The following is a 22,739-nucleotide window of genomic DNA, read 5'->3' as shown; positions in this document are numbered from 1 at the left end:
GTAGCTGCTTAGTGCTACAAACTATTTAAAAACCTAAATTGGAGGAAAATCACAATGGCATTGAACATTGAAAACATTATTGCTGAAATTAAAGAAGCTACTATCCTTGAGCTTAACGACCTTGTTAAAGCTATCGAAGAAGAATTTGGTGTAACTGCGGCTGCTCCTGTAGCTGTTGCTGCAGCTGGTGGTGCTGCTGAAGAAGCTAAAGATTCATTTGACGTTGAATTGACATCTGCTGGTGACAAAAAAGTTGGCGTTATCAAAGTTGTACGTGAAATCACTGGTCTTGGTCTTAAAGAAGCTAAAGAGCTTGTTGACGGTGCACCAGCTATGGTTAAAGAAGGCGTTGCAACTGCAGAAGCTGAAGAAATCAAAGCTAAATTGGAAGAAGCAGGCGCTTCAGTTACTCTTAAATAAGAGTCACATCATAATTAGATTGCGGAATCCCTATTTACCAGTCTTTGAGAGCGATAAGCGATTGATAGAAACTGATAAATTGATTTGGTTTCTTGCCAAAAATCCTGCCAAAATTTCTTTGGCAGGATTTTTGTTTTAATAAATTATCGGGAGGTAGACATTAAATTGTCTACCCCTTTTTTGCGTTTTGGAGGTAATTATGCAAAAGAAGGAACAATCATCACGCCAAATCGTGATATGTCATCTCGTGACTATTTTAGGAGTTGATATTGTGAAAGCAACACAGCTAATTGATGAAATGGAACAACTAGGTTTAATCCGATTTGATGAATTTGGAAATGTTGGAATTTTAGTCTTGGAGGGACAATCATGAAACGAATTACCGCTAATCAATATCAGACATCAGAGCATTATTATAAACTCCCAAAAGTCTTGTTTGAGAGTGAACGGTATAAGGATATGAAGCTGGAGGTTAAGGTAGCCTACGCGGTTTTAAAAGATCGGTTGGAGTTGTCTTTGAGTAAAGGCTGGATTGATGAGGATGGGGCAATTTATTTGATTTATTCCAATTCAAATCTGATGGCACTTTTAGGCTGTTCAAAGTCAAAATTACTCTCTATCAAGAAAACCTTACGAGAATATGGCTTGATTGATGAAGTCCAACAGTCCTCTAGTGAAAAAGGTCGAATGGCAAATAAAATTTACTTGGGGGAATTAGAACATGAACCTACCCCAGTCTTAGATTCAAACGGGGCTAGTGTTAAAAAAACACCAGGGGAGTCTCAAAGAAAGACGGGGCCGGTCTTAAATTCAGCCCCTAGTGAGACTGAAGGAAGTGAGACTGAATATAGTGAAACTGAAGGGAGTGATTTCCTTATTGAGGACGAGGAGGAGAGGCAGCTAGTAGATGACAAACAAGAAGAAAACTTTACTCCAAAAGTAGATGCTGTGACCAAGTACGATAGAGACTATATTTGGGGTCTGGTTCATGACCAGCTAAGACAGACAGGTCTATCTCAGTCGGCTAGTGACTATGCCATGATCTATTTTAGTGATCGTTATCAGTATGCTTTAGAACATATGCGATTTGCTCGGTCAGCGGAAGTGATAGCTGAATACGTGTTTAATGGTGTGCTGTCAGAATGGACCAAGCAACTGAGACGACAAGAAGTAAAGGGAGGTGATTAAGATGATTTGGTGGATACTAGGTGGAATCTATCTAATTTCGATCATCATTTTGATTGTTGAAATCATCCGAGCACCAGAAATGGATGATCATATATAGGCAAGAGTTTTACAAATCGTAAGGCTCTTTTTTATTTGGAAAGAGAGGAAAAATGAAGTTTTTAGATTTATTTGCTGGGATAGGTGGTTTTAGAATAGGAATGGAATCACAGGGCCATGAGTGTTTGGGCTTTTGTGAAATTGATAAATTCGCTAGAACATCCTACAAAGCCATGTTTAACACAGAAGGAGAAATAGAATACCATGACATTAAAGAGGTCACAGACCATGACTTTAGACAATTTAGAGGGCAAGTGGAGGTTATCTGCGGGGGATTTCCTTGCCAAGCATTTTCACTCGCAGGCAGACGATTGGGATTTGAAGATACTCGAGGGACTCTCTTTTTTGAAATTGCTCGAGCGGCCAAACAAATCCAACCACGTTTTCTATTTTTGGAAAACGTCAAAGGCCTACTCAATCACGACAAGGGACGGACGTTCGCCACAATCCTCTCCACGCTGGATGAATTGGGGTATGATGTCGAATGGCAGGTGCTTAACAGTAAGGACTTCCAAGTCCCGCAAAACAGAGAACGGGTCTTTATTATCGGACATTCTAGAAGATACCGTTCCAGATTCATATTTCCTCTCAGAAGAGAAAACAGCCCAGCTAATCTTGAAAGGCTAGGCAATATCAATCCCTCTAAACGTGGTTTGAATGGTGAAGTCTATCTGACGAGTGGACTTGCTCCTACACTAACAAGAGGTAAAGGTGAGGGGGCTAAAATCGCCATTCCAGTCTTAACACCAGATAGACTTGAAAAACGGCAACATGGTCGTCGATTTAAGGACAATCAAGACTCTATGTTTACATTGACCAGTCAAGACAGACATGGTGTTGTCGTCGCAGGAAATCTGCCGACTAGCTTTGACCAGACTGGAAGAGTATTTGACATTTCTGGCTTGTCACCGACCTTGACCACCATGCAGGGTGGAGATAAGGTTCCAAAGATTTTGCTGAGGGAGGAGCTGCCATTTCTGAAAATCAAGGAAGCCACAAAAAGAGGGTACGCAAAGGCAACTCTTGGAGACTCTGTCAATCTGGCTTATCCAGACTCAACCAAACGTAGGGGACGAGTGGGAAAGGGAATATCCAATACCCTGACGACTTCAGATAATATGGGAGTGGTGGTCGCTGCTCTGGAATATCGACAGGATAAGTGGTATGAAGTCACAGGCATTGTCTTAGACGGAAAACTCTATCGCCTAAGAATTAGACGACTGACACCAAGAGAGTGTTTCAGACTTCAAGGCTTTCCTGATTGGGCTTATGAAAGAGCAGAGAGTGTTTCCAGTAAGAGCCAACTATACAAACAGGCAGGCAATAGTGTAACGGTGACGGTTATTGAAGCCATTGCCAGAGAATTTAGAAGAATAGAAGAGGAAGAAAAACATGAACCTACTAAATAAGAAAAGTATCCTAGAGTGTACTGAATTAGAGGAACGTATTCACCAAGTTGAAACCAATCAGTTATTGGAAAAGATACTGTCGCTCCCCAATTTTGATTGTGACTTTGAGGTGACTTTTGAAGATGATTACCACAAAGAGATGAATGATCCCCTATTCTACGAATCCAATCTTCATCGGATTTCGGATTTTTTGGAAACTAGGGATATTAAAAATGATGTAGATACACTATTGACGAAAGACAAACACTTGGCCTTTCGTGCCTTTGGTGAAAATTATACTGCTAGGGGAAAGGATGGCATTTTAACGACTTTGGTGACGGTCAAGTGCTTTAGTGAAGGACGGATGCTTATTGATATGAGTCGCTATTTCTCAACTCCTGAACAAACAGTTGAAAATAGCCTAACCCTATAAGGAGGAGCCTATGCTTGAGGTATATCTAGGAAATAATGCCAATACAAATCAAGACTTACTAACCATTTTGACGACCTATGGTGTGGCTTATCGTTGTACAAAAGCGTGTGATGTAAACCATGAAATCTTACTGTCACTCTTTGCCAAAACCACTGATTGTTTTGAGTTGCTGTCGCCACGATTTCTTCGCTTTAAGCGTCAATATTCGATAAGTTTGAATGAGATGATTCAGCTTATTCTCCAAAAACCAGACCAAAACCTTCGTCTGCCTCTCATTGTCTGCCAAAATCATGTCTATCCAGCTATTGGGTTAGATGAAGTGCGCACCTTTCTTCCCAGACAGGTAAAAGAAGAACTGTTTCAGGCCAGCTTGATGAAACAAGTGACAGGGTAGGTGTGAAGATGAATGAACGATTTTGGGAGAATTTAGAAATCATTCTGGCAGAAAAAGAACTCACTTGGGCAGAACTAGCTCGCAAAGTATTCAATGGTCAATATGTTTATCCAAGTGAGTTTAATCGCCTCTATCAAAAATTACGGCATTACAAATCCAATCGTCTAATGCCACAGACAAGATGGGTTGAGCGAATCGTTCTAGTCTTAGATATAGATTATGAAGATTTATTCAAGAGGTGATAATGATAAGTATAGTGGTGTTTTATCTAGCCATACAGCTTAACGGTCTTCTGGTGAGTTTATACCTGAAAGAGTATCTGACAATCGAGGTCTTAATCTTGCTACAATTGGTCCTATTATGTGTGACTTGCTTTGAGATTGCCCGTCATAAAACTGTTCAAGCAAAAAATATGACCATACAAAATCGCCTAAGATGGTTGCTTCTTGGTTTTGCGTGTATGGTTGCTTTTGCAGTCTTTATCAGTTTTCTTTTTCCAGTTCAGACTAGGAATCAAGCGGTCTTGGTACAAGTAGGAAAACAAGCTCCACATGTTATCTTTTTATTGTTTCTGGTCAATGCAAGTATTCTTGAAGAGGTAGTTTATAGGCAACTGCTGTGGGAAAAATTGACATTCCCTTTTGTACAAATAGGAGTGACCAGTTTTCTCTTTGCTTTAGCCCATGGTCCCATTCAATTAGGGAGTTGGCTCATGTATAGCTGTCTTGGGGGAACCTTGGCTGTTGTTCGATTGAAAAACGATTGTAAAATGGCAATCACCTTACATTTACTTTGGAATAGTTTGGTTTATGTCTTGACCTTCTTGTGATACCAAAATCAAGAGTGCTTCCGTATTATGGAAGCACCTTATATTTGATAGGGGATTCAAAGAAGAGGAGGTCACCATGTCATCTGAACAACAAGAACGTCAAGCGATGCAATACGTGGAAAGAAGTAGTTTATTGACAGTCAGAACCCTCTTAAAGCTCTTAGAATGGTCAGCTAGGCAAGCCTTAGCCCAAGATTCAGCTTATAAGATTGGGGTTCAAAAACTGGAAGAACTCCTTCAAAGCCCTTACGCCATTGAAGGGATTAATGTTAGTAAAGACATTTTAGATAAGCCAATTGATGTGGAGAAATTCAAGGAGTTGATGGAGTCAGAAAAACTGCCGATTGCTATTAGTTGGCAAAAAGACTATCTCTACTTTTATGCCAAGGACAAGACCTTGCTCGATCATCACTTGGACGAACTCGTGAAGAAACTGGTGTCTAATCCAGAGAAGCTAGAAGGTCTAACCTTTGATAAAACCTTGGACCAAGAGATAGAACTGGCCAAAGAGAAAATTAGAGTGACAGAACCTTCGGCAGTCAAGACCAAGGAGGTGACCTTGTAATGTATTCTAGGCAAAAAGCATTTGTCTTTGGCCTCTTGGGTCTCGCCTTTGGCTATTTCTGCCATCGTCTAACCCTACTCTATGATAGTTTAACCAATGCCCCACCTATGGAACGTATTGCCTACCTCTTAGGAGAGGGGTTAAATCAGGTTTTCAATCCTTTATGGCTATTTTCCTTTACTCAAAAATCTTTTCTTGCCTTTATCCTTGGGGTTCTAACGATGACGCTAGTCTATCTGTATATTTCAACAGGACAGAAAGTCTATCGAGAAGGGGAAGAATATGGTTCTGCACGATTTGGAACCAGTAAGGAAAAGCGGTTCTTTTACAGTAAGTATCCTTTCAATGACACGATTTTGGCTCGTGATGTTCGTCTGACCTTGTTGGAAAAGAAGAAGCCCCAGTTTGACCGAAATAAAAACCTGATTGTCATTGGGGGTTCTGGGGCAGGTAAGACCTTTCGCTTTGTGAAACCCAACCTTATCCAGCTTAACTGTTCCAATATTGTCGTGGATCCTAAAGACCATTTGGCTGAGAAGACAGGTAAACTCTTTTTGGAAAACGGTTATCAGGTCAATGTTTTAGACCTGGTTAACATGACCAATTCAGATGGTTTTAATCCCTTTCGTTATGTTGAGACAGAAAATGATTTGAACCGCATGTTAACGGTCTATTTTAACAATACCAAGGGAAATGGTTCTCGCAGTGATCCCTTTTGGGACGAGGCTTCCATGACATTGGTGAGAGCGATTGCCTCCTATTTGCTGGATTTTTACAATCCTCCAGGAAGTTCCAAGCAAGAACAGGAAGCAAGACGTAAGCGTGGCCGTTATCCAGCCTTTTCAGAGATTGGGAAACTCATCAAACTCTTATCAAAGGGAGACAATCAGGACAAAAGTGTTCTTGAAGTCTTGTTTGAAGACTATGCTAAGAAATATGGTCACGAGAACTTTACCATGCGAAACTGGGCGGATTTCCAAAATTATAAGGATAAGACATTGGATTCGGTAATTGCGGTTACAACAGCTAAATTTGCCCTTTTTAATATCCAATCAGTGATTGATTTGACGCAAAGAGACACTATGGATTTGAAAACGTGGGGCACTCAAAAGACCATGGTCTATCTTGTTATTCCAGATAACGATACTACCTTTCGTTTCCTATCTGCTTTATTTTTCTCTACGGTTTTCTCTACTTTGACCAGACAGGCAGATATGGACTTTAAAGGGCAACTGCCTATTCATGTTCGAAGCTATCTGGATGAGTTTGCGAATGTTGGAGAAATCCCAGACTTTGCCGAACAAACCTCAACAGTTCGTTCTAGGAATATGAGTCTAGTACCAATCTTGCAAAATATCGCCCAACTCCAAGGACTTTATAAGGAAAAAGAAGCTTGGAAAACTATTCTGGGGAACTGTGATAGCCTCCTCTATTTGGGTGGAAATGACGAGGAAACTTTCAAATTCATGAGTGGTCTTCTAGGTAAACAAACCATTGATGTCAGAAGTACCAGTCATTCTTTTGGGCAGACTGGCTCAAGTTCTACCTCTCACCAGAAAATTGCCCGTGACTTGATGACAGCAGATGAAGTAGGAAATATGAAACGAGATGAATGTCTCGTACGCATTGCAGGAGTTCCTGTTTTTCGGACCAAGAAATATTTCCCACTCAAACACAAACATTGGAAGTTGCTCGCTGATAAGGAAACCGATGACCGTTGGTGGAACTATCACATCAATCCCTTGGCTAAAGAGGAAGAATTGGACTTGTCAGACTATCAAATAAGGGATTTAAGCACAGAAACGTCACTACATTAATAGAAATGAGGAAAAATATGAATCAAAAACTAACAGGCTTTGTTTACGGAGTGGACGCCAGCTCCATGTTCTCCCAGGCCATGTCTCTATTACAAAAAGGCTTGATTGCAGTAGGAGCCTTTCTTGTAGTCATGGGCATTATCAACCTTTCAACCAACATTAAAGATGGTGGGCCAGGCGTCCGAAATGCCATTCTAGAAATTGTTGGTGGTGTCATGGTGGGAGCCGCAGGTGCTTTTGTGACACAGATTACCATTTAGAGGAGGTCAGAACATGACATGATGATGAATTTTACGTCACCTTTTGTATTTCTAGCCTCTGAAAAAGTATCTAGCGACAGCCTTTTTGAAGGGTTTCAAGTGGATTTAGAATCAACCGCCAACTTGGTTAAGTCACTAGCGGACTTTAATCCGACGGTTTGGTCTTACATGACAGCCATTACCAAGGGTATTATGCAGCCCTTGGGAGTAGCTATTCTTGCGGTAGTTCTTGTACTCGAATTTTCAAAAATGGCCAAGAAAATCGCAAACTCAGGTGGTGCAATGACCTTTGAAGCTATGGCACCTATGATTGTCAGCTACATCATGGTCGCGGTCGTGATTACCAATACGACGGTTATTGTGGAAGCCATTATTGCCATTGCCTCTTATGTTATTGAACAAGTGGCAAGTCTTGTCACGAATGGTGGTGCTAATTACGATACCATCTCAGGCATTAAGGGATCTGGAATTGTAGGAAAAATGATTATTGGCTTTTTTGCGATTCTCATTTGGTTGGTACGAATGGCTAGCATCATGGTTGTCAATATCTTGATTACCATTCGCTTTATCTAACTCTATCTGATGATTCCTTTTGCCCCTGTTACCATTCCGACCTTCCTTAGTGATGACTGGAGAAGTGTTGGGATTGGTTACCTTAAAAACATCATGGTCTATGCCGTTCAAGGTATTTTGATTTTTCTAATTGTATCTCTTGTCCCCTTGTTTGAATCGGCTGGAAAGATTGCCGTATCAAATGGAGCTGGAGTTATGGAATCACTCGCCATTATGTTTGGTGGCTTGGTACAGGCTATCTTGTTAATCATTGCCTTAGTTGGCAGTCAACGAACCGCCCGAAGTATTTTGGGGATGTAGGAGGAAGGGAGTCATTATCTCGCCTCCTCTTTTTATAGCTTACTTAGATTGGAGAACATTTATGAACACACGTGTCTTTAAGGACATCTCAAAGGTTCAACACAGGGCATGGCTGGGATTTACAACTAGACAGGTTATTTTGGTATTTCCAGCCATCGCCCTAACCATTTTAGTATTGGGCTTGAACCTATTTTACTGGCAATTTGGGGATTGGTTTGTCTATGGTTTTGTTTTTAGCTTTACCATTCCACTCATGTTATTTGGGGTCTATCGCCCTAATGATTTACCATTTGAAATCTACCTTAAGTACCGTTTTCATTATGAACTAACAGTACCAGATCGTACATTTACTGGAAGAAAAGGAGACCAACGTGAAAAAATTAAAACACTCAATGAAACCAAAGACCTCTTCTAATGACAAAAAGCAAAAGATGAAAACACAGAAACAGGAAATCAGCCCTTCTACGATAAATACGTTAGCCTATCAAGGACTTTTTCAGAATGGCCTTATGCAGGTCAGTCCAAGCTATTTTTCACAAACCTATCTCTTAGGAGATGTCAATTACCAAACAGTTGGCTTAGATGATAAAGGAGCTATTGTTGAGAAATATTCCGATTTAATCAATTCACTGGATGATCAGACCAATTTCCAACTGACCATTTTCAATCAAAAGGTCAATTTGGAAAAATTCCGTAAGAGTATTCTCTATCCCTTGCAGGAAGATGGGTTTGATGCTTATCGTGATGAATTGAATCGCATGATGGATGCCAACTTAGAGGCGGGTGAGAACAACTTTTCAGCCGTCAAGTTTCTTTCATTTGGCAAGAGCGACCAGAGTCCAAAACTAGCTTTTCGTTCTCTGTCGCAAATTGGGGAATATTTCAAGAGTGGCTTTTCAGAGATTGATGTATCTCTTGGTTTGCTTGGTGGAGAGGAGCGAGTGAATGTCCTTGCGGATATGTTACGAGGTGAAAATCATTTGCCTTTCTCTTACAAGGATTTAACCCTGTCAGGTCAATCCACCAAACACTTTATGGCCCCAACCTACCTTTCCTTTAAACACAAGAATCATATTGAATTGGACGATCGATTATTACAGATTGTCTATGTTCGTGATTACGGTATGGAGCTAGGGGATAAATTTATTCGTGACCTCATGCAGTCAGATTTGGAAGTGATGATTAGCCTACATGCTAAAGGCTCTACCAAGTCTGAAACCATGACCAAGCTACGAACCAAGAAAACCTTGATGGAATCACAAAAGATTGGGGAACAACAAAAGATGGCTCGGACAGGCATCTATTTGGAGAAGGTCGGGCATGTTCTTGAAAACAATATCGATGAAGCAGAAACTCTTCTTCAAACCATGACTCAAACAGGAGATAAACTGTTTGACACCGTATTTCTAATTGGCGTGCTGGCGGATACTGAAGACCAACTCAAACAATCTCTTGATATTATCAAGCAAGTGGCTGGGTCAAATGATATGATTATCGATAACTTGACCTATATGCAAGAAGCTGCCTTTAATAGTCTCTTGCCATTTGGGAAGAACTATCTCGAAGGTATTTCTCGGTCTCTATTGACTTCAAACATTGCCGTGAATGCCCCTTGGACTTCCGTAGATATTCAGGACAAGGGTGGGAAATTTTATGGCATCAATCAAATCTCAAGTAATATCATCAGTATTGACCGTGGCAAGTTAAATACTCCGTCAGGTTTGATTTTAGGGACTTCTGGAGCTGGAAAAGGGATGGCGACAAAACATGAAATCATCTCTACTAAGCTCAAGGAAGCAGATAGCGATACCGAAATTATTATTGTTGACCCAGAAAATGAGTACAGTATTATCGGTCAAGCCTTTGGTGGAGAGAGTATTGATATTGCCCCAGATTCCACTACCTTTTTAAATGTCTTAGACCTATCCGATGAGAATATGGATGAGGACCCAGTCAAGGTCAAGTCCGAATTTCTCTTGTCCTGGATTGGAAAGCTCTTGGACCGCAAAATGGATGGTCGTGAGAAGTCCTTGATTGACCGTGTGACACGACTCACCTATAAGCATTTTGACACACCATCATTGGTCGAGTGGGTCTTTGTCTTATCTCAACAACCTGAACAGGAAGCTAAGGACTTGGCACTGGATATGGAACTCTATGTAGAAGGGTCGCTAGATATATTTTCACATCGGACCAATATCAAAACTGACAGTCATTTCCTTATTTACAATGTCAAAAAATTAGGCGATGAATTAAAACAAATTGCCCTTATGGTTATCTTTGACCAAATTTGGAATCGGGTGGTAAAAAACCAAAAACTAGGCAAGAAGACCTGGATATACTTTGATGAGATGCAACTTCTTTTATTGGACAAATACGCCTCTGATTTCTTTTTTAAACTCTGGAGTCGTGTCCGTAAGTATGGGGCGATACCGACAGGTATTACTCAAAATGTAGAGACTCTTCTTTTAGATGCCAATGGCAGACGTATTATTGCCAATAGCGAGTTTATGATTCTATTAAAACAGGCTAAGAGCGATCGCGAAGAATTGGTGCATATGCTTGGACTTTCCAAGGAACTGGAGAAATACTTGGTCAATCCCGAAAAAGGGGCTGGACTAATCAAGGCCGGTTCCACCGTTGTCCCATTCAAGAATAAGATTCCACAACACACTGAGCTCTTTGACATCATGAGTACGGACCCTGAAAAAATGAGGACATGAGATGAAAGAGGATAAAAAGGTAGTCAAACAAGCCAGGCAAAACTTTCGAAGCAACTTAAAATCAGCTCGTATGCATTATCGGAAAGAAGTTAGAGCCTTAAAACAGACTGTTCCTAATAAAGGACGATTTCGAAAACCAGCTCAAAATTCTCTTTTTCAGGAAAAGAAAACAGAGTTAAAAGAAAATCTACTCAGTAGCCAAAAGGAAGCAGAAGAGAAGTTCCTAAAGGAAATTACCTATGTGTCTCCTAGACTATTGAAGGTAAAAGAAATCAAGAACTATCGACTTCCGCAAGCTCAAGAGCGTTTGCGGATGACAAGAAAACATTTGTCAGAAGTGAAACTAAGTGAAAAGTCAAAATCGGTTAATCCTAAGTTTACTTTCAAAAAAGAAAATCCTTCCCTGAAGTCTCGCTTTCAATTTCACCAAGAAAAGTCATTTGATCGACTAAGTGCAGAAAAAGAAGTCAGTTCTGCCAAACGTGAGGTCAAACAACTCAAGAAAGTCCAAAAGTCTAAGAAAAACTCTACCAAAGTCAAAGTTGGATTGGGCTTAGCTGCATCTGAATCGCTTGACTTGGTGGCACAGGATGATGATTTAGAAGGTTTTAGAACCTTAAAGGATACTAGTTTGAAAGCCAGACGCTATGGCAGGTTTACCTATCAAGCAGGTAAAGTGGCGGTGAAAAGCGGACAGACTGGTGTGCGTTTTACAAAGACGAAAGTGGCTCATGGAAAGGAACGATTCCAGAACTTCAAAAAGGGAAAAGGATTCACACGCCAGAAACCTCTTAAACCACAAAGACGCTACCAGACCTTTTTAAAGCATGCCAGAAAGCATAGTCTAGCAGGAGTTAAGGAGATTGTTCAAGCCATTAAGGGAAGCCTGACCTTCTTTTCTGTAATTGCGGGAAATCCTTTGACTTGGATTGTCTCAGGCCTTCTCTTGATACTCCTTTTGATGTTGAGCTTTTTCATGAGTGTCTCAGGAAGCAGTGTCATTCAACAAGATGAGATGGAATTGACCAAGGCTTATACCCACATGACGTGGGAAGATGCGGAGCATACGAGAACTAACGAAAAAGGGATTACCTATTACACCAAGATTGATGAGGTCATGGTTTACATGAATCATCAATACCAAGACTACAAGCTTGACGATGTCATGGAAACAGGTGGTGCGACCTACAAAGCATTTCTCAGTCAAGTCTGGACGGACTTAAATGGTGGAGACTCTATTAAATCCATGTCTGACTTGTATAAAGAACCTGCTTACAAGCTGTCAGATGAGGACCAAGAAGAACTAAAGGAGTTGACCGAAGAAGGCAACTATTTAGCCCTTCAAGAATTGGACAATCCCTTTCAGGGACAGACTGATGAAGATAGTTTAAGTATGTTATACCGATATGGTTATGAGGTCATTGATGAAAAACCAACGCTTCATCACCATATCATCTTAGAAGCAAAAGAAGGTCAAGTCATTGTGGCTCCGATGGATGGCAAGGTATCTCTTGATGGGGAGAACGTTATTTTGACATCTGGTAAGGGAGTCAATAAGACTAAACTAACCTTGTTTGGCATTCATTCAGGTCGAGTGAGTGAACATCAACAAGTCATGGCAGGAGACATTATTGGTCAGACCAAGGATGGAACGGGTCTAAAAGTCAGCTATCAAAAGGTTGATGATGACACGAATAAGTTGGTCTATGTCAATCCAGCTTTTTACTTTCCAAAAGTGATTCAGGTTCAGACCACCATTCTTCCAACTATTGGTCAGTTTGGTGGCGATGAGTTTGAGAGAGCCAAGGCGATTTATGACTATCTCAAAAGCAAAGGTGCGACCAATCAAGCTATCGCAGCCATTTTAGGAAATTGGTCGGTAGAATCTTCCATTAATCCGAAGCGTGCAGAGGGCGACTATCTATCTCCACCTATTGGTGCGACAGACAGTTCGTGGGATGATGAGGGTTGGCTTTCACTTAATGGTCCAACAATATACAATGGACGTTACCCAAATATTCTTAAACGTGGTTTAGGCTTAGGACAATGGACAGATACCGCAGATGGTTCACGCAGACATACCTTATTGCTCGAATATGCAAAAGGAAAACATCAAAAGTGGTATAACTTAGGGTTACAACTGGATTTCATGTTGCAAGGGGATAGTCCTTATTACACCAACTGGTTAAAGGACTTCTTCAAAAATTCAGGAAGTCCAGCTAGTCTTGCCCAACTCTTTCTCATTTACTGGGAAGGTAATAGTGGTGATAAGCTACTTGAACGACAGACACGAGCAAGTGAGTGGTATTACCAAATTGAAAAAGGATTTAGTCAACCCAACGGTGGGACAGCGCAAAGTGATCCAAAAGCACTTGAAGCTGTACGAGGAGACCTCTTTGAAAACTCTATTCCAGGAGGTGGTGACGGTATGGGGTATGCCTACGGCCAATGTACTTGGGGAGTTGCAGCCCGTATCAACCAACTGGGTCTAAAACTTAAAGGTAAAAATGGTGAGAAGATTTCAATTATCAGTACCATGGGCAATGGCCAAGATTGGGTGCGTACAGCCGCAAGTCTCGGTGGTGAAACTGGAACAAGTCCGCAACCAGGAGCCATACTCTCATTTGCGGGTGGAGGACATGACACACCAGCAGAATACGGACATGTGGCCTTCGTGGGTGCGAGACGTTTCTAACTGAAAAGGTTAGACACGTTCTTGAAAAATCAACCTGATAATCAGGTTAAATTTGAAGAGAATGGAGAACTCTTATCTTGAAAATTGGAATGAAGGGGTAACGCCCTGAAACGATTTCTCTAATACTCCGACATGCGTTTATCTGATGCAAAGGTAAAGGTATGAAGCTCGGTGAAGTCGGCTGAAAGATACCGTCATTCTTAAGGACTTAAGAATCGAAAGTGTTCCAGAGGTGGGATATGTATCTGATAGGTCGGGAGTCATTAAAAACTAAATAGGGTGAGAATGTGCATGAGCACTGACGAACCAGCGAATGTACGCTCCGAAGGCGAGTACGTAGAAATGCGTATAGCAACGTAAGTTGTTTCAACTTGAGGAAGAGTAAGAATCTACGATATGAAATTCCTTGTTATGTTACAGGCATATCAAAGTTGAAGGGGTATAGCTAGGCACCTAAGTTTAGTATTGATAAAGATAAGGGAACGTCGAAAGCTAGAGATGTGGAGGTTGCACAACCAGCGAAGCAATGGAAAGGAAATCATAACTTTCCTTAATCTCTAGTGAGAGTGGTGGCACGACCTTTGAAAGTGTTGTAATGATACTGGAGGAACAGCCACTAGTCAATAGTGTATTGTTATGAACTTTATCATTTCATGGATTCTTGTAAGACATAAAAGGTCACGAATCCAAAGAGAGGAGTGATAGACCACGACGAAACCCAAAAATGATGACAAACTATTAAAACGTCAAAAACTAAGGTATGCAGAATACTATGGCATGACCGAAATATTTGACGATTTATATTCCAAAAGTCAAAATGGATTCAACTTTAAGAATTTGATGAACATTATCACATCTCCCGAAAATATACTACTCGCTTATCGTACCATAAAGCGGAATGGTGGTAGTCAAACCAAGGGTGTAGATGGTGTTACCATTAAAGACTTAGAAAATTTGACCCAAGAAGACTTTATCTCTAAAGTTCAAAGAAGATTTCAACATTATAGACCCAGAAAGGTCAGAAGAGTAGAGATTCTTAAACCAAATGGAAAGAAAAGACCACTAGGCATTCCCTCAATGTGGGATAGGATTGCTCAACAGTGTATTTTACAAGTGTTAGAGCCAATATGTGAAGCTAAATTTTACAAACATAGTTATGGATTTAGACCTCTACGGTCAGCTGATAACGCTATTATGGACTGTATGTATCGTATGAATAAAAGTCATATGACTTATGTCGTTGACGTTGATATTAAAGGCTTTTTTGATGAAGTGAATCATACTAAGTTAATGCGTCAAATCTGGACCTTAGGCATCAGGGACAAACAACTTCTAGTGATTATTCGAAAAATGTTAAAAGCACCAATTGTTCTTCCGAATGGAAAAGTGAGCCATCCAACTAAGGGCACACCACAAGGAGGTATCCTATCTCCGCTACTTGCCAATATCAATCTTAATGAATTTGATTGGTGGATAGGACGACAATGGGAAGAAAGAGATTGTAAGGAATTAGTTCCTCAATATAATTCCAAGGGAACAAGACACAAGTCACATGTTTATAGAAAGCTGCGAGCTTCAACGACACTAAAAGAGATGTATATTGTTCGATATGCGGATGATTTTAAAATCTTTTGTCGAAATAGGAATGAGGCAGAGCGAACGTTTAAGGCTGTAAAATTGTGGTTAAAAGAGCGACTTAACCTTCCTGTTTCGGAGGAAAAATCTCAAATTACCAATCTGAGAAAGAAAAGCAGCGAATTCCTTGGGATTACTTTAAAGCTGGTTTCTAAGAATAATCGTTTTGTCTGTTTTTCTCATATTGCACCGAAAGCCAAGAAACGTATTAAACATCAACTGAAACAACAGATGAAATTGATACAAATTAAAGGTGTTAAAGAAACAATTATTCGTGAAATACAGAAGTATAATAGTATGGTTATCGGTATTCATAACTACTATAGTATGGCAACACATGTGAGTAAGGATTTAGAAGAAATTCATTATCAGCTTTACCTCTCTTTTAAAAATCGATTGCAGGCGAAAGGTCTGACAAAAATAGGAGAATACAAGGGAAAAGATAAAGGGGTTCTCCCTTACCTTCAATCTCAAAATATTCGGTACTTAATGGGGTATCCAATTCTTCCAATTAGCTATGTCAAGACAAGGACATTAAAAGGAAGAAATAAGAATCTGAATAGGTATACTCCTGAGGGGAGAAAATTGATTCATAAACAACAGGAATCTGTTGAAACATGGAAATTAAAATGGCTGAGAGAACACCCAATTATAAATAAGCGTGCAACAGTTGAATATAACGATAATCGAATTTCTTTATTTGTAGCTCAAAAAGGGAAATGTGCTGTAACCGGTCAGGAATTGGATATGGATGATATTCATTGTCACCATAAGAGACCTTGGTCAGAAACAAAGGATGACTCTTATAGGAACCTTATCATTGTTGGACGAGATAGTCATCGCCTGATTCACGCAACAAATGAGAAGGCTATCAAAAATCTCTTTCAGCTTTTGAATTTGAGTAATACAGGACTGACCAAATTAAATCAGTTGCGTGAACTTGTAGGAAATCCACCATTATTGAAAGAAAATTTGAACTTAGAATAATCATGTTAATCATATTAATATAGCACGATAAAGCAAAATCGTGATAATACACTATTGATGGAACGCCGTGTGCGGTGAAAGTCGCACGCACGGTGTGAAGCGGGGGAAAAGATGGAGATAGTATCAAAGTTTTACCTATCGCTATAAAAAGTCTACCCAGATGGCTCATTCCTTATCTCCGAAACCAACTATAATGGCAATCCAAACTACACCTTCCGTAAATTATCTGGAGTGGATAGTAGCTTGAGTTTTGCGTATACGACGAAATAAAAAAGGATATGCTAACAAAATGTATAAATGTTAGCATATCCTTTTTAATTTTTTGGTCACTATTAATCAGAATTTATAGAAATGAGAACTGCTATGAGACGAATCATCTCATCAAGAACATCTGCAAGGGAAATCCCCTTTGTATAGCTATATTTTTTCGAATAATTTTGCCATTGTTTATTCTGAATAGTGTCAGATTTGAACCTCTCGAGTAGTTCAATAATTTTTTCAAAATCGAGTTCTGTTTCGCGATATGAAAATGTTCTCTGACAGGCATTTTTCAACTGAATGAAGTCAATGTCTTCTTGCTTCAGTTTTGAAAGTATATAAACATCATAAAAATCTTTGCTTCTGCTGTTCAAGAAGTTACGTGAATAGATGGTTTGAAGTTTCTCAGCTAGGATTGTTTCAATTGTATAAGCAATGATTGGAAAATTTTCTTCATCAAAAATAGCTTTATAGTCGTATGTAATCGGCTGAGGAGTTACAACATCGCCTGTCGCAATATCCAAATGGATAACTTGTTTAATATTCTCAAGTTGGCACAAAATTGTTGCTCGATAGCCACCATAGTCATCACTTTCTTTAATAGCTGTGATGGATTGAATCACAAAAGAAATACCTTCTTCTGAATCTGCTAAAATTTCCTTGAGTTGCTGCTTCACAGTATCTTCTGAGAGTGTTATTTGATGGAACAAAAAATCAATATCCACCGTGCTACGAGATTCAACTCCAATAACATTTGATAGTAGGAATCCTCCTTTGAATATATAGTGATTTGAATAGGTACTCTGACTTAATTTTTTCAAAATCACTTCTAGAAAGTAATAGGTCATCACGGAATTAAAGGTTAATCCAGTATTCTTTGATATTTTATGACAGAGTGCTGTTAGCTTAGCTTTATTCATACTAGGACCTCCAGAGTTTGTTTGACCTTGGCCAAGGTGTTCATTTTTGTCGCATATTCATAGAGTTTTGTAAGATTTTTTTTAGGATAGTTTCCGTAATGTTGAAGTGTTTTGACAAAAAGCTCAGTATCTATTTTTTCTCGATGAATCACAAAATCACAGATAATACGTTCGAAATCATACGCTCTTACCTCGTTTCCCATAGGGGTATTTACAAGAGTAATTCCTAGTTCGCTATTTTCCTTAGAAACGGAATGAATGTTCAGATTTGCTGGAGGAGTATTAAAACGGTAGCCTCTAGGAATGGTTACGTCAAAATATTGAGGAATTTCATCTGTAAATTGTTGCAGATAAAGCGCTGAGATATATGAGAAAACAGCTTTCGGATATCGGTACTGAAAGAAGTAGTATTCGTCGTAGTCTCCATTCTGGGTTAGGAAAATTCCTTTTTCGACGCGGTATAGAATTCCTTCTTTTTCTAGTCTTGTCAAATATATTGTTGGAATATTTAGAGCTTTACAATCTTTATAGGTGATAATACCATTGTGGTTTTCTATAAATTCAAGTAGAATCTCTTTTTTTGACATGCTTACTCCTTTCTATGTTGCTTTTACACTACAATTTTACAATATTTGTAGTGCGAAAGCAACATTTTCTTTTCCCTAAACTTATTGTGATAACAAAATCAAGCCTTCTTTTTTATGATGAGGAAAGAGTGACAGTTTGTTGCTACATAAAAAAGAAAAGAAGGACTATTTATGACCAAAACATGTAATCATCACTTTCTTGTCAATCAGGAAAAAGGCGAGAAACACGTCTTTCGTAAGAGTAAAAAATACCGTACTCTATGTTCGGTTGCCCTTGGAACGATGGTGACTGCCGTTGTTGCTTGGGGAGGCACGGTTGCACATGCTGATGAAGTCACATCATCAGTTGACACCACTATTCAACGAGCGGAAAATCCAGCTACGAATTTACCTGAAACACAACCAACCCCTGTTTCTGAACAAACTGAAAGTTTAGGGTCAACTGGACAATCTAACGGTGCAATTGCAGTCACCGTACCACATGATACGGTAACACAAGCAGTTGAAGGGGCAAAGGCTGAAGGTGTTTCTACGGTTGAAGATAGTCCAATGGATTTAGGAAATACAAGATCTGCGGCAGAGACCAACCAACAAATTTCAAAAGCTGAAGCAGATGCCCAAAACCAAGTTGAGGCTATCAATGAAGTTACTGAAACCTACAAAGCTGACAAAGCGACATACGAATCGAATAAAGCACGCATTGAACAGGAAAATAAGGAGCTGTCACAGGCCTACGAAGAGGCCAACCAAACTGGTAAAGAGACAAATGCTTGGGTTGATACTAAAGTCAATGACCTAAAAACTCGGTATGTAGATGCTGATGTGATAGTAAATGAACAAGTAGTTTCATCAGGAAATGGGACATCTGTACTTGACTATACAAACTATGGCAAGACTGTTGAAACCATTCAAACAACAAACGAACAAGCAGTAGCGGATTATCTAACAAAGAAAACCAAGGCAGATGATATTGTTGCGAAAAATCAGGCCATTCAAAAAGAAAATGAAGCTGGACTTGCTAAGGCAAAGGCAGATAATGAAGCCATTGAAAGGCGTAATCAGGCAGGTCAAGCAGCTGTTGATGCTGAAAACCGTGCAGGTCAAGCCGCAGTAGATCAAGCTAATCAGGAGAAACAACAATTAGTTTCAGATCGTGCAGCCGAGATTGAAGCTATCACAAAACGTAATCAAGAAAAAGAAGCCGCAGCCAGAAAAGAAAATGAAGTGATTGATGCCTACAATACCAAAGAAATGGAACGCTATCAACGTGATTTGGCCGAGATTTCAAAAGGTGCAGAAGGTTATATTTCTGAAGCCCTTGCTCAAGCCCTCAATCTCAATAACGGTGAACCCCAAGCACAACATGGGGCCATTACCCGAAATCCTAATCAAATCATTTCAACTGGCGATGCCATGCTGGGTGGCTACTCAAGAATATTGGATTCAACAGGATTCTTTGTCTATGATAGCTTCAAAACAGGTGAGACCCTTAGTTTTAACTATCAAAATCTTCAAAATGCACGATTTGATGGTAAAAAGATTAGTCGTGTGACTTACGATATTACCAACCTTGTATCACCAGCTGGAACCGATGCCGTGAAATTGGTTGTGCCAAATGATCCAACCGAAGGTTTTATTGCCTATCGAAATGACGGAAATGGTGATTGGCGAACAGACAAGATGGAATTTCGTGTAGTTGCCAAGTATTTCTTGGAAGACGGAACGCAGGTTACCTTCTCCAAAGAAAAGCCTGGAGTCTTCACACATTCTTCCCTCAATCATAATGACATTGGTCTAGAATATGTCAAAGATTCATCTGGGAAATTTGTGCCGATTAATGGTTCTACCGTTCAAGTGACTAATGAAGGTCTGGCCCGTTCGTTGGGTTCCAACCGTGCAAGTGATTTGAATTTACCTGAGGAATGGGATACCACATCAAGTCGTTATGCTTATAAAGGAGCTATTGTCTCAACGGTCATATCAGGCAACACCTATACAGTTACCTTTGGGCAAGGCGATATGCCACAGAATGTTGGATTGTCTTACTGGTTTGCCTTAAATACCCTACCAGTTGCACGTACAGTAACACCTTATAGTCCCAAACCTCATGTAGCGGTGGAACTTGAGCCTGTTCCTGAACCTATTACGGTAACACCAGATGTCTTTACTCCTAAAACATTTACACCAGAAAAGCCTGTAACCTTCACGCCAAAGCCTTTGGAAGAAGTGATTCAGCCTAGTCTAACTTTGACCAAGGTAACCTTACCTGTCAAACCTATTCCAAAAGAACTTCCAACGCCACCACAAGTTCCGACTGTCCATTATCATGCTTACCGTTTGACGACAACTCCAGAGATCATGAAAGAAGTGGTCAATAGTGACCAAGCTAATCTTCATGAGAAAACTGTCGCAAAAGATTCAACGGTGATTTATCCCTTAACAGTTGATGCCTTATCGCCCAATCGTGCTCAAACGACTAGCCTCATTTTTGAGGACTATTTACCTGCAGGTTACCTGTTTGATAAGGAAACAACACAAAATGAGAATGGAAACTATGTCCTTAGCTTTGATGAGACTAAGCATTTTGTGACCTTGACCGCAAAGGAAAACTTGTTGCAGGAGGTAAATAAAGATTTAACCAAGGTTTATCAACTGACCGCTCCAAAACTCTATGGTTCTGTTCAAAATGATGGGGCAACCTATTCCAATAGTTACAAACTCCTTTTGAACAAGGGTACAACCAATGCTTACACAGTCACTTCAAATGTTGTAACGGTTCGTACACCAGGTGATGGGGAGACAACCACGCTCATTACACCAGATAAAAACAATGAAAATGCGGATGGTGTCCTCATTAATGACACGGTCGTAGCCCTTGGCACAACCAACCACTATCGTTTGACTTGGGATTTGGACCAGTATAAGGGAGATCGTTCTGCTAAAGAGACAATTGCACGAGGCTTCTTCTTTGTGGACGATTACCCAGAGGAAGTGCTTGATGTGGTGGAAAATGGGACGGCTGTTACAACCCTTGACGGTCAGAAGGTATCAGGAATTACGGTTAAAAACTATGCTTCACTAAATGAAGCCCCTAAAGACCTTCAAGATAAATTAGCTCGTGCTAAGATTACACCGACAGGTGCCTTTCAAGTCTTTATGCCTAATGACAACCAAGCCTTTTATGACCAGTATGTTCAAACAGGAACTTCTTTAGCTCTTTTGACCAAAATGACGGTTAAAGATAGTCTCTACGGTCAGACAAAGACCTATACAAACAAGGCATACCAAGTTGATTTCGGCAATGGCTATGAAACCAAGGAAGTGACCAACACCCTTGTTTCTCCAGAACCCAAGAAACAAAACCTAAACAAGGATAAAGTGGATATCAACGGGAAGCCCATGCTAGTGGGAACTCAAAATCACTATACTCTCTCATGGGACTTGGACCAATACCGAGGGATTAAAGCAGACAACTCTCAGATTGCACAAGGTTTTTACTTTGTGGATGATTATCCAGAAGAAGCTTTATTGCCGGATGAAACAGCTATTCAGTTTATCACATCTGATGGCAAAACAGTTTCAGGAATCACGGTGAAGGCTTATTCTCAATTATCAGAAGCTCCTAAAACGCTACAAGCAGCCCTTTCGAAACAAAAAATTCAGCCTCAAGGAGCTTTTCAAGTTTTCATGCCTGAGGACCCACAAGCCTTTTTTGAATCTTATGTGACCAAGGGGGAGAATATTACCATTGTCACTCCGATGACGGTTTTGGAAACCATGCTTAATTCAGGGAAGTCTTATGAAAACGTGGCTTATCAGGTGGACTTTGGGCAAGCCTATGAAACCAACACGGTGACCAATTTTGTCCCTAAAGTAACTCCACATAAGTCTAATACCAACCAAGAAGGTATTTCAATTGATGGAAAGACTGTTCTTCCGAATACGGTCAATTATTACAAAATTGTCTTGGATTACAGTCAATACAAGGACATGGTCGTGACGGATGATGTTCTTGCCAAGGGATTTTACATGGTAGACGATTACCCAGAAGAAGCCCTTACCCTAAATCCTGATGGCATTCAAGTTTTGGATAAGGCTGGCAATCGTGTATCTGGTATCTCTGTCAGCACCTACGCTAGTTTGTCAGAAGCTCCGGAAGTCGTCCAAGATGCCATGGCTAAACGTCAGTTTACGCCTAAAGGAGCCATTCAAGTCCTTAGTAGCGATGATCCCAAAACATTTTATGAGACCTATGTGAAGACTGGTCAAACATTGGTTGTCACGCTTCCGATGACGGTTAAAAATGAGCTGACCAAAACAGGTGGTCAGTATGAAAATACAGCCTATCAAATTGATTTTGGCTTGGCTTATGTCACGGAAACGGTGGTCAATAATGTTCCCAAACTAGACCCACAAAAGGATGTGGTGGTTGACTTGTCTCATAAAAATAACAGCCTTGATGGGAAAGAAGTGGCCTTGAATCAAATCATTAACTATCGCTTAGTTGGAGCAATGATTCCAAGCAATCGTGCGACAGATTTATTTGAATATGGTTTTGAAGATAACTATGATGAAAAGCATGATGAGTATAATGGGTTCTGTTGCAAAGTTTTAAATAAAGAATAAAATCCCTTACGGTATCTATGATTTAAGCTGGGATTCCCAATAATA

17 protein-coding genes and 3 pseudogenes are annotated in these 22,739 nt (G+C 40.1%); 18 read left to right on the top strand and 2 right to left on the bottom strand.

Annotation, left to right across the window (positions count from 1 at the left end):
• Positions 1-54 precede the first annotated feature (54 nt).
• From rplL to P7J36_RS03985, 17 genes and pseudogenes are all read left to right on the top strand, one after another.
• On the top strand, positions 55-420 hold the full coding sequence (gene rplL, locus P7J36_RS04065; RefSeq protein ID WP_002936483.1) for a 50S ribosomal protein L7/L12: 366 nt from the start codon (positions 55-57) through the stop codon (positions 418-420).
• Between the two features lie 199 nt (positions 421-619).
• Complete coding sequence (locus P7J36_RS04060) at positions 620-793, top strand: hypothetical protein (RefSeq protein ID WP_032510356.1); 174 nt, start codon at positions 620-622, stop codon at positions 791-793.
• Complete coding sequence (locus P7J36_RS04055; RefSeq protein ID WP_408551310.1) at positions 790-1,608, top strand: replication initiator protein A; 819 nt, start codon at positions 790-792, stop codon at positions 1,606-1,608. Before P7J36_RS04060 ends, P7J36_RS04055 begins: the two co-directional genes overlap by 4 nt.
• A gap of 149 nt (positions 1,609-1,757) precedes the next feature.
• Positions 1,758-3,113: a DNA (cytosine-5-)-methyltransferase gene (gene dcm, locus P7J36_RS04050; protein WP_398581672.1), complete on the top strand. Its 1,356-nt coding sequence runs from the start codon at positions 1,758-1,760 to the stop codon at positions 3,111-3,113.
• Positions 3,097-3,525 carry a hypothetical protein gene (locus P7J36_RS04045; protein ID WP_408551309.1) on the top strand — a complete coding sequence of 143 codons (429 nt, stop codon included), beginning with the start codon at positions 3,097-3,099 and terminating at the stop codon, positions 3,523-3,525. Before dcm ends, P7J36_RS04045 begins: the two co-directional genes overlap by 17 nt.
• A gap of 10 nt (positions 3,526-3,535) precedes the next feature.
• Positions 3,536-3,919, top strand: coding sequence for a thioredoxin domain-containing protein (locus P7J36_RS04040; protein WP_024415400.1), 384 nt, complete (start codon positions 3,536-3,538; stop codon positions 3,917-3,919).
• A gap of 8 nt (positions 3,920-3,927) precedes the next feature.
• Positions 3,928-4,161, top strand: coding sequence for a transcriptional regulator (locus P7J36_RS04035; protein WP_408551308.1), 234 nt, complete (start codon positions 3,928-3,930; stop codon positions 4,159-4,161).
• Positions 4,162-4,163: 2 nt separating this feature from the next.
• A complete protein-coding gene (locus P7J36_RS04030; RefSeq protein ID WP_408551307.1) occupies positions 4,164-4,748 on the top strand; it encodes a CPBP family intramembrane glutamic endopeptidase in 585 nt (194 codons plus the stop codon).
• Positions 4,749-4,824: 76 nt separating this feature from the next.
• The gene (locus tag P7J36_RS04025; RefSeq protein WP_136628767.1) at positions 4,825-5,313 is read left to right on the top strand and encodes a hypothetical protein; all 489 of its coding nucleotides are present in this window, start codon (positions 4,825-4,827) and stop codon (positions 5,311-5,313) included.
• Positions 5,313-7,130, top strand: a complete 1,818-nt coding sequence (locus tag P7J36_RS04020) for a VirD4-like conjugal transfer protein, CD1115 family (protein ID WP_408551305.1) — start codon at positions 5,313-5,315, stop codon at positions 7,128-7,130. The genes P7J36_RS04025 and P7J36_RS04020 overlap by 1 nt, the downstream gene beginning before the upstream one ends.
• 17 nt (positions 7,131-7,147) lie before the next feature.
• Positions 7,148-7,390: a hypothetical protein gene (locus tag P7J36_RS04015; protein WP_001072182.1), complete on the top strand. Its 243-nt coding sequence runs from the start codon at positions 7,148-7,150 to the stop codon at positions 7,388-7,390.
• An 18-nt stretch (positions 7,391-7,408) separates the two neighbouring features.
• Positions 7,409-8,263, top strand: a pseudogene (locus P7J36_RS04010) (VirB6/TrbL-like conjugal transfer protein, CD1112 family).
• A gap of 61 nt (positions 8,264-8,324) precedes the next feature.
• A complete protein-coding gene (locus P7J36_RS04005) occupies positions 8,325-8,678 on the top strand; it encodes a PrgI family protein (protein ID WP_408551303.1) in 354 nt (117 codons plus the stop codon).
• Positions 8,635-10,986 (top strand): VirB4-like conjugal transfer ATPase, CD1110 family, encoded by a 2,352-nt coding sequence (locus tag P7J36_RS04000; RefSeq protein WP_408551301.1) that lies wholly within the window; start codon positions 8,635-8,637, stop codon positions 10,984-10,986. Before P7J36_RS04005 ends, P7J36_RS04000 begins: the two co-directional genes overlap by 44 nt.
• A gap of 1 nt (position 10,987) precedes the next feature.
• Entirely contained in the window at positions 10,988-13,681 is a 2,694-nt protein-coding gene (locus P7J36_RS03995) for a phage tail tip lysozyme (protein WP_408551299.1), read from the top strand.
• Positions 13,682-14,458: 777 nt separating this feature from the next.
• Positions 14,459-16,303 carry a group II intron reverse transcriptase/maturase gene (gene ltrA / locus P7J36_RS03990; RefSeq protein WP_408551298.1) on the top strand — a complete coding sequence of 615 codons (1,845 nt, stop codon included), beginning with the start codon at positions 14,459-14,461 and terminating at the stop codon, positions 16,301-16,303.
• A 147-nt stretch (positions 16,304-16,450) separates the two neighbouring features.
• Positions 16,451-16,573: pseudogene (locus P7J36_RS03985) on the top strand (CHAP domain-containing protein); the annotation flags it as partial.
• Positions 16,574-16,635: 62 nt separating this feature from the next.
• Here P7J36_RS03985 and P7J36_RS03980 read toward each other — a convergent pair.
• The gene (locus P7J36_RS03980; RefSeq protein ID WP_408551296.1) at positions 16,636-17,481 is read right to left on the bottom strand and encodes a nucleotidyl transferase AbiEii/AbiGii toxin family protein; all 846 of its coding nucleotides are present in this window, start codon (positions 17,479-17,481) and stop codon (positions 16,636-16,638) included.
• Entirely contained in the window at positions 17,478-18,068 is a 591-nt protein-coding gene (locus tag P7J36_RS03975) for a type IV toxin-antitoxin system AbiEi family antitoxin domain-containing protein (protein ID WP_408551295.1), read from the bottom strand. Before P7J36_RS03975 ends, P7J36_RS03980 begins: the two co-directional genes overlap by 4 nt.
• A gap of 171 nt (positions 18,069-18,239) precedes the next feature.
• Here P7J36_RS03975 and P7J36_RS03970 point away from each other — a divergent pair.
• Positions 18,240-22,664: pseudogene (locus P7J36_RS03970) on the top strand (SspB-related isopeptide-forming adhesin); the annotation flags it as partial.
• Positions 22,665-22,739: the final 75 nt, after the last annotated feature.

It is taken from the genome of Streptococcus suis (assembly GCF_046032115.1).
Taxonomy (GTDB): Bacteria; Bacillota; Bacilli; order Lactobacillales; family Streptococcaceae; genus Streptococcus; species Streptococcus suis_AJ.
Note: the sequence above shows the minus strand (reverse complement) of the source record. Positions and strands in the feature narration are given on the sequence as shown.